Annotated in this window: 14 protein-coding genes; all 14 read left to right on the top strand. The window is 46.5% G+C overall.

Going from position 1 to position 11,417, the window contains the following annotated elements; all coding sequences use genetic code 11:
- The first annotated feature begins 50 nt into the window (after positions 1 to 50).
- The 14 genes from OCU90_RS24925 to OCU90_RS24860 all read left to right on the top strand — a co-directional run bounded on the left by OCU90_RS24925 (position 51) and on the right by OCU90_RS24860 (position 11,402).
- Entirely contained in the window at positions 51 to 230 is a 180-nt protein-coding gene (locus OCU90_RS24925; protein WP_061021301.1) for a Flp family type IVb pilin, read from the top strand.
- 30 nt (positions 231 to 260) lie between these two features.
- On the top strand, positions 261 to 1,139 hold the full coding sequence (cpaB, locus tag OCU90_RS24920; RefSeq protein ID WP_061021299.1) for a Flp pilus assembly protein CpaB: 879 nt from the start codon (positions 261 to 263) through the stop codon (positions 1,137 to 1,139).
- On the top strand, positions 1,132 to 2,529 hold the full coding sequence (locus OCU90_RS24915; protein ID WP_061021297.1) for a type II and III secretion system protein family protein: 1,398 nt from the start codon (positions 1,132 to 1,134) through the stop codon (positions 2,527 to 2,529). Before cpaB ends, OCU90_RS24915 begins: the two co-directional genes overlap by 8 nt.
- Before the next feature lie 7 nt (positions 2,530 to 2,536).
- Positions 2,537 to 3,160: a CpaD family pilus assembly lipoprotein gene (locus tag OCU90_RS24910; protein WP_004732818.1), complete on the top strand. Its 624-nt coding sequence runs from the start codon at positions 2,537 to 2,539 to the stop codon at positions 3,158 to 3,160.
- Positions 3,157 to 4,317, top strand: a complete 1,161-nt coding sequence (locus OCU90_RS24905; protein WP_004732817.1) for an AAA family ATPase — start codon at positions 3,157 to 3,159, stop codon at positions 4,315 to 4,317. Before OCU90_RS24910 ends, OCU90_RS24905 begins: the two co-directional genes overlap by 4 nt.
- Positions 4,317 to 5,660 carry a CpaF family protein gene (locus tag OCU90_RS24900; RefSeq protein ID WP_061021295.1) on the top strand — a complete coding sequence of 448 codons (1,344 nt, stop codon included), beginning with the start codon at positions 4,317 to 4,319 and terminating at the stop codon, positions 5,658 to 5,660. The genes OCU90_RS24905 and OCU90_RS24900 overlap by 1 nt, the downstream gene beginning before the upstream one ends.
- Complete coding sequence (locus OCU90_RS24895; RefSeq protein WP_061021293.1) at positions 5,660 to 6,574, top strand: type II secretion system F family protein; 915 nt, start codon at positions 5,660 to 5,662, stop codon at positions 6,572 to 6,574. Before OCU90_RS24900 ends, OCU90_RS24895 begins: the two co-directional genes overlap by 1 nt.
- Positions 6,571 to 7,422: a type II secretion system F family protein gene (locus OCU90_RS24890; protein ID WP_061021291.1), complete on the top strand. Its 852-nt coding sequence runs from the start codon at positions 6,571 to 6,573 to the stop codon at positions 7,420 to 7,422. Before OCU90_RS24895 ends, OCU90_RS24890 begins: the two co-directional genes overlap by 4 nt.
- Positions 7,419 to 8,159 carry a tetratricopeptide repeat protein gene (locus tag OCU90_RS24885; RefSeq protein WP_017088354.1) on the top strand — a complete coding sequence of 247 codons (741 nt, stop codon included), beginning with the start codon at positions 7,419 to 7,421 and terminating at the stop codon, positions 8,157 to 8,159. The genes OCU90_RS24890 and OCU90_RS24885 overlap by 4 nt, the downstream gene beginning before the upstream one ends.
- Complete coding sequence (locus OCU90_RS24880; protein ID WP_004732812.1) at positions 8,159 to 8,608, top strand: TadE/TadG family type IV pilus assembly protein; 450 nt, start codon at positions 8,159 to 8,161, stop codon at positions 8,606 to 8,608. Before OCU90_RS24885 ends, OCU90_RS24880 begins: the two co-directional genes overlap by 1 nt.
- A complete protein-coding gene (gene tadF / locus OCU90_RS24875; RefSeq protein ID WP_061021290.1) occupies positions 8,595 to 9,155 on the top strand; it encodes a tight adherence pilus pseudopilin TadF in 561 nt (186 codons plus the stop codon). Before OCU90_RS24880 ends, tadF begins: the two co-directional genes overlap by 14 nt.
- Positions 9,148 to 10,362, top strand: a complete 1,215-nt coding sequence (locus tag OCU90_RS24870; RefSeq protein ID WP_061021287.1) for a vWA domain-containing protein — start codon at positions 9,148 to 9,150, stop codon at positions 10,360 to 10,362. Before tadF ends, OCU90_RS24870 begins: the two co-directional genes overlap by 8 nt.
- Before the next feature lie 84 nt (positions 10,363 to 10,446).
- The gene (locus OCU90_RS24865; protein WP_061021285.1) at positions 10,447 to 10,911 is read left to right on the top strand and encodes a TlpA family protein disulfide reductase; all 465 of its coding nucleotides are present in this window, start codon (positions 10,447 to 10,449) and stop codon (positions 10,909 to 10,911) included.
- Complete coding sequence (locus tag OCU90_RS24860) at positions 10,911 to 11,402, top strand: DUF4266 domain-containing protein (RefSeq protein ID WP_004732808.1); 492 nt, start codon at positions 10,911 to 10,913, stop codon at positions 11,400 to 11,402. The genes OCU90_RS24865 and OCU90_RS24860 overlap by 1 nt, the downstream gene beginning before the upstream one ends.
- Positions 11,403 to 11,417 lie beyond the last annotated feature (15 nt).

Below are 11,417 nucleotides of genomic sequence, written 5' to 3'. Positions count from 1 at the left end.
ATTACCACAGCAGCCTCAGCTGAAGCTGCTTTCATCTAGGAAATAACAACATGTTTAACAAGAAAAAGCAGCGCGGCGCGGCCGCTATCGAATACGCAATTCTCGCAGCAGCAATGTCTGTGGTCTTGCTTAATTTTGTAGGCGGCGAGAATGGTGATCTAACCGAAGCCATTACTGACGCTTACCAAACTGTCGTCACTCAGCTCAAAGACGCTCAAAAATCAGAATAAGCCCGTTTACCGTAAATTAAAGGAATAGTTATGACTGCCAAGCGACTCATGTTGCTGTCGTTATTTTGCTCGGTGCTCGGATTATCCGTTTTACTGTTGAGCCAAACCAATAACGAGTCTGCGATCACCTCCGTATCGGCTACAGAGAAAACAATCAAAGTGCTGGTGCCGACTCGCACTATCGAGATAGGCCAAACCTACACTCCAAACTCGTTTCGATGGAAAGAAGTTCCACAGCAAGAGTTAGAGAACTACATCGACCACGTGACACCGGAAGATATTTCTGCTGACCACACGATGTCAGGACTAGCACGCACCAAACTCGTCAAAGACTCAATATTGTCGAAAGCGGACATTACCGAACCCGAAGGTGGCTACTCGCTCTCATTGAAGTTGCAACCGGGCTATCGCGCGATTTCAGTCCCTGTCGATCAAGTCACGTCTAATTCAGGCTTCATTGAGCCGGGCGACCGAGTAGATATTCTCCTACTCGGTTCACAAGATGGTGAGCTACTTCGTTATGGCAATTCATCTCAAGGATTGTACGTTACAACGATAGTGCATGATGCAAGAGTCTTGGCATTTAATAACAAGCAAACGGCAGAATCTTATCAAAAGGCTCGGGAATCGAATGGTTTCGAAAATGGTATCCCTGACGACAGCAGTGTCTCTTTAGAAGTGACACCCGAGCAAGCAAACCAAGTGGTCCTTGCGAAGCAATTAGGAAAGTTAACGCTTGTATTACGCGGGCAAAACGAGGCTCAAGATCAACCTCAACACGCAAATGAAGTGACGCTGAAAGTCATTTCTCCGGACACAACTCAGGTATTACCTGACGTGGGATTGGTGGAATTTAGAGCCGACACTAAAACGGTTAAAACTAATACTGGAGCTGATAACAATGGCTAATATCTGTCGTTGGTGGGGTGTTCTCCTGCTATCAAGCCTATGTGTCTCTTTTGCATCTTCAGCATCAACGTTTGATGTCACGATCAATGAGGCAAGAATGATTCACTTACCAGAGAAAGCGAAATCTATTTTCATCTCTAGCACCCATATCGCTGATTACCAAACCTTAACCAATACCAAGGTGATGATATTCGGTAAGCGAGCGGGCAGCGCTACGATCACCGTTTTGAATGAACAAGAACGCGTGATTTATACCAACAAGATTCGCGTCACGCATAATAGCCGTGAGTTCAATGAACTGGTTAAAAACAAGTTCCCAGAAGCGTCAGTCAACGCTGAATCTCTGGGTGGAAAGTTATGGCTTAAAGGTCGTGTTCCCTCTCCGATGATGGCACACAATATCGTGTCGCTCGCGAAAGGCTACTTATCCCCTATTGTCGGTTCTACCGAACAACAAGAGAGCTCGAATTCACAGGGAAACAGTAACAACAGCAGTAATTCAACCAATCAAAATCAGCAGACTCAACCCAATGATGATGAGCTGATCAATCAATTGGTTGTCACCATGCCAAATCAGGTCAACATTCGTGTAAAAATCGCGGAAGTATCAAGAAATGTATCCAACAAGTTGGGCATCAAATGGGGCTCAATCGCCGGTGGTGTGGGGCAATTTTCGTTTTCAAAGCTGCCTAATGTCAGTAGTTGGGGCAAGCCGAGCATTACTGCTCTGATTGATGCACTAGCAACCAACGGCATGATGTCTGTGCTTGCTGAACCTAACTTGACCGCGATGTCAGGTGAAGATGCTGAGTTTTTGGTGGGTGGACAAGTTCCCTTACCACTGATCACGGCTGACACCACTCAAATCGAATACAAGGATTTCGGTGTGAAACTGAATTTCACGCCGACCGTGCTCAGCCAAAACCGCATTAGTTTAAAGGTGAACCCAGAAGTCAGTAACATCTCAATCGAGAGCCAACAAGTGATAAACGGAACTAACTTCCCTTCTTTTACCACTCGTAGCGCCTCCACCACCATTGAATTGGCAAGTGGGCAGAGCTTTGCTTTAGGTGGGCTATTGAAATCGGAAGACATCGAACAACTACAAAAAGTCCCGCTCATCGGTGAGATACCAGTACTCGGTAGCCTGTTCCGCTCGACTGAATTCACTCGTAGAGAAACAGAGCTCATCATCATTGTAACGGCTTACCTAGTTCAACCGACTCGTTCGGACTCAATGCCACTACCAACCGATGGCTTAATCCCATTGAGCGATGTTGAACGTTTACTGGCATGGCCAAGAGAGCAACAAAAAACATCAAATAATAAAGCGACTTATACCGACAACCAGAAGCCTCGCTTACTGGGTGACAACGGGTTCTACTACTGAGGACATCATGAACAAATTATCCTTATTACTGCCCGCTCTCATTGCGCTTGCGGGTTGCGCGCCAACGCCTACAACCCAACAACCTTCTGTGGATGTGGTGTCCGTGACAAACAAACTGACTTTAACACTGTCGGGCAAAACGTTATCGGCTCAAGAGAAAGCTGATATCTCTGACTTTATTGCTCGCCGAGGCACGCTATCCAACTTAATGGTCAAGATTGAAAATACGACTCAGAAAGGAGAAAGCCAAAGTGAAAAAGTTAGGCTTCGTCTGATCGAGTCAGGGCTCTACCCTTCGCAAATTTCAGTGTCAGACACTGCGGCGCAAGGTAAAGGCGACATCACGATTTTTGTTGAATCTTATCGTGCCAAAGTAACGGCATGTGACGCGGGTAAAACACCAAGAACCACACTCAACGCTTATCGTACTCAGCGCAATTTTGGCTGTGCGAATGCCAATGCACTGGCGCAAATGGTCGCAAATCCAAAAGACCTGATAGTTGGTCAGCCCATCGACAGTGCACAAGGACAAAAAGCGGTGTCCAGCATCGATAACTACTTTGCGCCACCAGCACAAAACCAACAGACAAACTCTGGCTCTTCGAATACCACGCTAGGAGGTTCGCAATGAATCAAGTACACAACTTAACGGTACTGATCGCGGCATCGGAGCAACTCGATACATTAGCGCTCACATACACACTGAATGATTTCGGTATCAACAACATCACAACCTCTTCGAATCAAGAAGATGACGTAGTGAGAGAGGTACTTAAGAATGACGTTAAAACCATCTTCCTCGATGTATTGAATAGCGAATTGCCAGAGTCGAAACAGGTTGTGCAACGTTTAATACAACGTACTGGGTGCCAAGTTATCGCGATTGGTCATTCAACCGAAATTTTTGCTTACCGTGGAATGCTCGCATCCGGTGCCAGTGACTATTTAGTCAACCCTGTGACACCACAAGATCTTGAACACGTCTCCTTTGCTGCTTTGCAACTCAACAACGAAAAACGAAATGAAAAAATCGTTTCCATTGTCAGTGCAAAAGGTGGCTCAGGAAGCAGCACCATTATAGCGACGTTATCGCAGCAGCTTGCCGAACTCGATAAACGAGTAACTTGTATGGACCTCGATTTTTCGATGGGTGATTTAGATTTGCTACTCAATGTCGAAGGCAACACGGCGTTGGTAGAGCTTTTACAATACCCAGAAAGATTAGAACCTCTCGTGTTTGAGCGCAGTGGGATCAGTGTGTCACCCGAGCACACGCTCTTTACCGGTTATCTACCTTTAGACACCACACCATTTTGGCCACAAAAGAGTGCATTCGATCAGTTTACAAAGTTCTGCCTGCAAAGTTCAGACTACTTACTGATCGACATTCCGACCTATTCATTGCGTGACCAGGTTGGCTTTGAAGCGCTTAAAAGTGCCGATATCCGAATCATTGTGGTCGAGCCTACACTCAGCTCCATTCGCAATGCAGGCCAGATAATCAAACGACTTCAAAACCAAGCAGCTTCACAAACCATTGTGGTGTTGAACCATTGTAAGTCCGATTCCGCATCCCTTATTTCGGTCAATGATGTGAAGAAATCACTCGGTACATCCGTAGACGTCATGATTCCATTTTTGCCTAACCATTTCTTGAGCAAGTCATCGCTTGGTCAGCCTGCCCATAAAGGCAATAGGAAAGTGAAGCTCGCGTTTAACTCTCTACTTGAACTAGTCACTGGTGAGCCGCAACAAGGCAGCCGCCGTTTTTGGAAGCGAGGCGCATAATGTTTGGTCAGAACACACAAGCCATAGATCCGATTGTAACGAATAGAGCTCGGTCTCATGAAGCCCTCTCATCAACACCCTCAGTTCGTGAGCATTATCATGTGATTCATGAAGAGGTCATCAAGGCGATCGATCCATCGGTTGTAGTGAGCTTAAGCGCACCCGATCTTGAAGCTAGAATTGCCGAAATGGTGTCAGATATCGTGGTCTCTAAGCAGTTACCGCTTGGTCACAAAGATGTCGCTCATTCAGTGGAACAATTGCTCAATGAGTTTCTAGGATTAGGCCCACTGCAGCCCTTAATTGAAGACCAAGGCATTACCGACATCATGGTCAATGGGTACCGTGAAGTCTACGTAGAACGCTCAGGAAAATTGCAAAAAACGGCAGTTCAATTTCGCAATGAAGAACAACTTCTCAACCTAGCGCGACGCATCGTCAGCAAGGTCGGGCGAAGAATCGATGAATCGAATCCATTAGTCGATGCTCGATTGGATGATGGTAGCCGTGTCAATGTGATGATCCCACCGCTAGCGCTTGATGGAACCTACATTTCCATCCGGAAATTCAATGAGAATAAGCTAACACTCAGCCAATTGGCTCAGTTTGGCGCAATGTCGAAATCGATGGTTAAGCTTATCGATATTATTGTTCGCTCACGCCTTAATGTGCTTGTTGCGGGAGGCACTGGTGCAGGTAAAACCACACTGCTCAATGCGATGTCTTTTAGCATTTCACCTCAAGAACGCATCATTACCATTGAAGACACCGCAGAACTGCGTTTACAGCAACCTCATGTTGTGCGCGCTGAAACTCGCCCAGCCAATGCCGAAGGCTTAACGCCAATTACCCAGCGAGAGTTGGTGCGAAATGCTCTACGTATGCGACCAGATCGCATCATTTTAGGCGAAGTTCGTGGCGATGAAGCCTTTGAAATGATGCAGGCAATGAACACCGGCCATGATGGTTCACTGTGTACATTGCACGCAAACTCGGCAACTGACGCACTCGTTCGTATGGAAAACATGTTGATGATGAGCCAAGCGACTCTGCCTCTGTTCTCATTGCGCCGCCAAATCGCAGACACCATCGATGTCGTTATCCAAGTCGAAAGAATGCGTGATGGCAAACGACGCATTGTTTCGATCACCGAGGTGCAAGGGTTAGAAGGAGAACAATACATCACTCAAGACTTGTTCAAATTCAAGCCTTTATCGGAGGATCAACAAGGCAACCTGATTGGCGAATACAAGAGTGCTAAGTGCGTACCAAGCTTCAATGAAAAAGCCAAATACCACCAACTCGATGCTCAACTAAGAGTAGCGATGGAGCTTGAAGCCTGATGATCTTAGTTCTCACTGTTTTCGTTTTATTTATCGCGATCGGGTTAATCAGGTTGAGCTCAAAGCAAGCCATCGTCAATAAACGGCTGTTATTGGTAAGCGGCAGTCAACGCTCGCTTACAGCTGACGTTTCAATCAAAAAAACCAACCACCAGCGCAGCAACAAACTGCATGCTTTCTTTTTACGAATGAATGCATTGCTGCCAGTTTGGGATAAGTACTTTATTGCCTTATCAGCTATCGGCTTCCCAGCATCAGGCCACATGTTATTTCCCCAAATGGCAATGCATCATCAACTTTTCGCCGCTGTTGGACTTTGGTTTGTATGCACATGTGCCTTGGTGATGTACCGCCGAAAAATGCAGGTAGAAGAGTTCGAACAAGGCATCATCAATGTACTTGGCTTAATTTCTAGAGCGGTAGCTGCGGGGCTCTCAGTCCCACAAGCGATTGAACAAGTGTCAGAAACCCAACCAGGGCTATTAGGACGTGAGTTCTCCTATATTCGCGATAACTTAACGCTCGGTTTAAGCCTTCGACAAAGCCTCGATGATGCATGCGTTCGCCTTCCTTACAGCAGTTTCCGCTACTTCTCGGTCGCGTTGATCCTGAATCAATCGAATGGTGGCCAACTGCGCGACATTCTTCAAAGCTTAAGCAGAACCATGCATGACAATCGAGCGATGAGAAAAAAGGTCAAAAGCTTAACCTCGGAGCCTCGTATGACAGCCCTCTTTCTTTCTATCTTACCCTTGGGGTTATTGAGTGGTATCTATTTGATGGAACCCACCATGATAGTCCAATTGTTCAACACAGAGTCGGGACAGCGGGTACTAACCTACGCCGTCGTTAGCATCAGCTCAGGCACACTCATTTTGAACGCTCTGACTCGTAACAGAAGGTTCTCATCATGATGTATGTTGCCTTGCTTCTGTTGGGATGTGCATTACTACTGACAGTTGTCGTACACTTGTCTTCTTTCAAACGAGATGTTGTCGCTGAGCGACTGACTCGCGTATCGAGCGACTCCTCAAAGTACACCACCGCTTCAAGTAAATGGCGCTTCCAAGGTGCAAAACCACGACGCCAGAAGTTAATCCTCATTGGCTGGTTGAGTCCTAATGCAGAGATCTATTTTCTTGGCTTAAGACTACTGACGATGGTGACGGGATCTATTGCTTGGTATGTCACTCGAATCCAAGTGCTTAACATGAACTCTGTGGCCGAATGTATCGCAATCGCCATTGTGGTTGGCATCCTGTTTGACCGCATTCTAGATTGGCGCGTGAACCAAGTCCGAATGCAAATTAGCCGCGTTATTCCTGATGCCGTCGATCTGATGGTGGTATGTGTCGCATCAGGTCTAACACTCGAAGCGGTATTTCGCTGTGTCGGTGAAGAGATGCGTGCGATCTCTCCAGCACTGTCACGAGAATGGCTACTCACTGCGACTGAGATATCGGTTCTTGATTCACCACAAACGGCACTTTCAAACCTAGACAAACGAGTCCAGCTTCCTGACATCAACAATATTGTGACCACCATGAATCAAGCGCTTCAATACGGTACGCCTCTCGCTGAAGCGTTAAAGCTGATTGCCTCTGATAGCCGCCAATATCACTTCTTAGAGCTTGAAGAGTGGGTAGGAAAAATACCAGCCAAGATGTCATTCCCTTTAGTGGTCTTCATCATGTTACCTGTCGTGGGCATTATTGTCGTGCCAATCATGTTATCCCTTAAACAAACTCTGGGGGGCTTATGAACAAGATCATTCTCTTGGGTTTAGCGCTAATTTTGGTTGGCTGTCAGTCAACGAATAACGTTGAAAAAGAGACCTCTGAAGATATGAAAGTCGCCGAGGTTGCACTGATGAATGGCAAACCAGAAAGTGCCATGGATCTGTACCGAAAGATGCTGATATCGAAGCCTGATGACCCACAGTTACTATTGCTAATGGGGTCCGCTGCGAATCAAGCCAGTCGTTATGATGAGGCACTGCATTATCTAAAGCACGGTATCGAGCTTAATCAATCGAGCGCGATTTACAGAGAACTTGGCCGCGCGTGGTTGGCGCTTGGTGAGCTTGAACAAGCCACATCAGCACTCGAAGAATCTGTCAGATTAGTTACAACTGATGATGTCGCCCACAACAGTTTAGGCGTAAGTTACTCGCTCAATAAGCAGTATTCAAAAGCGCGTGAATCTTACTCTCATGCCCTCAGCTTGATGCCATCCAGTAATGAGTATCGCAACAACTTAGCCATGGCTTGGATACTCGATGGTAAACCAGAACAAGGGATCCGCATTCTGCACCCGATCTTTGTCCGAGGTGAAGCGAGCGTAAAACTGCAACTCAATCTAGCACTGGCTTATGCGCTTTCTGGAGACAGTGCGTCCGCGAAAAGTATCGCTCGTGCACATCTATCTCAACCTGAGCTCGCCAACAATAGTCTGTATTACCAAGAGCTTGCTGCTAAAACTGAGCAAGGAGAACAGTGATGCTCTCACGTCAAAAAGGTGCACAGACCGTCGAGTTTGCAATGTTGGTGGTACCGTTCCTGATACTGATCATCGGGTTCTTTGAGATCTGCCGCCTGCTGTTGGTCAACATCATCCTTGATGTAGCCGTTAATGCGGGTGTTCGTGAGGCCAAGACACGGCCGATTAGTCCTATTTCAGACCAAGCTTTTGCCGAGACTATCGCAAAGTTCCCACTGATAGATAAGAGCAAGCTCGTCTTGGATCCATCGCCGCTATACGCCGAAAACTTCTCAGATTTAGTTAATGAGAAACCGGTATCCAAAAGCAGAGCAGTGTTAGGCGAGTACAAGGTGTCTTACTCATTTTCATTTGCCTTATTACCTAATCTATCAACTCAGTTTTCTGAGTCTATCGGCAACATGACAACCTTGAAAAGAAAGGTACTGGTTAGTTATGACAACAAATAAAACACCTCGAAAAAAACAAGCGGGTTCAGCAGCGATTGAATTCCCCTTCGTTGTACTCGCACTCATGATCATTTTGTGGGGGCTTGTTGCCGTTTATCGCTTATTCAGCCTGCAGACTCAACTCGACAGCGTGACATATAACTTAGTCAACGCCGTTTCACTAACGCAACTAAAACCAGAGCAAGGCCCAAACGGATTACCTAATACGTTAAAGGATCAGCTTCTCGATCTCGCCGAACGTTATCTTCCGCAAGACATCAAGCGCAGCGATATTGGGCTGGTACTTGAAAGCCGTGTATTTGATACCACTGCTTCGAACTGGGAATACAAGCACATCCATGCCGGGATCATCTGTCAAAAGTACACACCCATCGATCAACTAGAGACACTTATCGTTGAGGGTAGCGGCGACCCTGCGTTAGTTGGAAGACCATCCACCTTGGTTCAACTCACTTTATGTGTGAATACACCGTTTGACTACAAGCGACTCAATCTTCCTAAAACACTCTCAAGTTCATCAGCCGTGATAGGAAAGCATTATGGTTAAACCAATATTCGGCAGCATTGCGCTTAAAAAACAGCAAGGCTCCATGACCATTTCATTCTTGGCGTTACTGTTTCCAGCGCTTTTCATTGCCGTTGGCACCCTGATGATCTCGGCTCAAGTAATGGTTTCAAACCGAGCAGCGCAAGCCGCCGATTCTGCCGCATTAGCTTGTGCCTTTGCTGATACAGCCACACTCCCAATGATGCGGGCTTACCAAGAGTACTATCAGCCAACCCTAAAAGGTGTGAGTGGCTTAGAACCAGAAATCATAGGCTCAGAATGCCGTATTAGCCTAGGTTATTCATTGTCACCCTTACTGCCCAACTTCCAATATGAGAGCTATGCAACCAAGGTAACGGCGACGGGTGGTGGTTATAAAAGTGTGGTTGAAAGCAAGCAATTTTCGATTCCAACGGAGCTGGTTTTAGTACTTGATGTGTCTGGGTCGATGGGTTCAAACATCCAGTCGTTGAAATCCATTTTATCCAATGCATTGAATACGATTCAATCTCAGAGCAATAACGCCAACGATTTAGATTCTGTGAGTATTTCAATTGTTCCCTTCGACTCTGGAGTCGCAGCGCAGCGCCCACCTTGGTTATCCAAAGAAGCAGCCGGTATCTACTGTATCGATGGGCTTAACTATCGTAATGGCAATTTCTCTGCAGCTCTGACCGTCGATAACCTCGCGACTCTGCATTCGCAACAGCCCGTGAAGTTTGCGAAGCCCAACGGCTGGTTATCTGACTGTAACCAAAGCTCACCAATACTGCCATTAACCAGCGTCTTTTCTCGCGTCCGAAACTCGATAAACAGCCTAACAGCAAATGGCGGTACTCGCTCTTTTCACGGCTTGTTATGGGGAGTGAGACAACTGATCCCTAGCTGGCAACAAGCATGGGGAATCAACGTCAGCACAGTACCTGAAACCAGAAGAAAGCTAGTGCTCTTCACCGACGGTGCTGACGAAGGAGACACGTTTGACCAACTGGTTAACGCAGGGTTCTGTACTACCGCAATCAATCAATATGGCATCGAAATGAACTTCATCGGCTATGGCGTCAGCTCATCTCGAATCGCCCAGTTCGAGCGTTGTGCAGGGAACCCATCACGTGTATTTAGTGCCACGAATACCACCCAACTCAACGAGTATTTTTCCGATATTTTAGCGGTTGAATACTCGGCAACCATCAAACTCACTCGCTAATCCAAACAAAGCGTTTGATTCGAAACACCTGAATTTAAGCATTGAATTAAAAACAAACAAGTTAAAAACAATATGGAGAAAAACATGTTTACACGAGCCCTAACGCTATTGGCGCTGTGCCTTTCTTTACCTGCAATGGCTTATCAAGAAGGGGATTCGTTGTCGCCAGACGTCATCGAAAAACTTCAACTCAACAAGGATGAACTGACCATTGTCGACTTCTTTGCAGAGTGGTGCGTGTCTTGCCGCGAAGAGCTACCAGAAGTTAATCAACTCTACACCGAACTCAAAGGCACAGGCGTCACGTTTAAAGGCGTTGATGTGGATGAAGATGTTGAGGTTGGCTTGGAGTTTCAAAAACAACTCGGACTGGAGTTCCCTATTGTTAACGACCCTGAACAAGCGTTGATCGCAGAGTTTAAACCTATCGGCATGCCTGCGCTTTACTACATCTACCAAGGCAAGGTTATCAAGATTCGTTTTGGTGCCATTAACCACATTAGTGACGTGATTACTGATGACCTCACCAAGATGGGAGTGCAACTTTAATGCTAATCAAAGTCACCCTTGTTGGGCTACTCGCGATTCCAATGACGGCTAATGCCACGCTAGAACTCGACCTCAGTGGTCTGGGCAAAAAGCCCGTTGAGCAGCAAGCCACTGACAAAAACGAAGGTCCTCTCGTTGAAGAGGAGATCATCTCTAGCACCGTTTATTCAAGTGGCGGTGATTATTCAAACCAAGAAGCAAAACGTGCGACCAGACGAAACATTGAAATGGTTAAACCCAAGGCAAAGCAACTGGTTATCGAACAGAAAGCACCAGAAGAGAGTAACAAACCTTCTGCTTTGGCTTTCGTTGATGAGTTCCTTGGTATTGAACCCGTAAAGCCTTGGGAAAAAGGCACATTGGCTCAAAAAGAGATGAAACCCGGTGGCACGGTGCCTGAATTCGACGTCTTTTCTGAAAAGGTGTTCGCTTACAAACAAGGTTCCGTCGGCGGCAGTGGTGTTGGTGGCGGTGGCTGTGGTTGTAACTAACCGATCCATCAACGA

It is taken from the genome of Vibrio splendidus (assembly GCF_024347615.1).
GTDB classification, from domain to species: domain Bacteria; phylum Pseudomonadota; class Gammaproteobacteria; order Enterobacterales; family Vibrionaceae; genus Vibrio; species Vibrio splendidus.
Note: the sequence above shows the minus strand (reverse complement) of the source record. Positions and strands in the feature narration are given on the sequence as shown.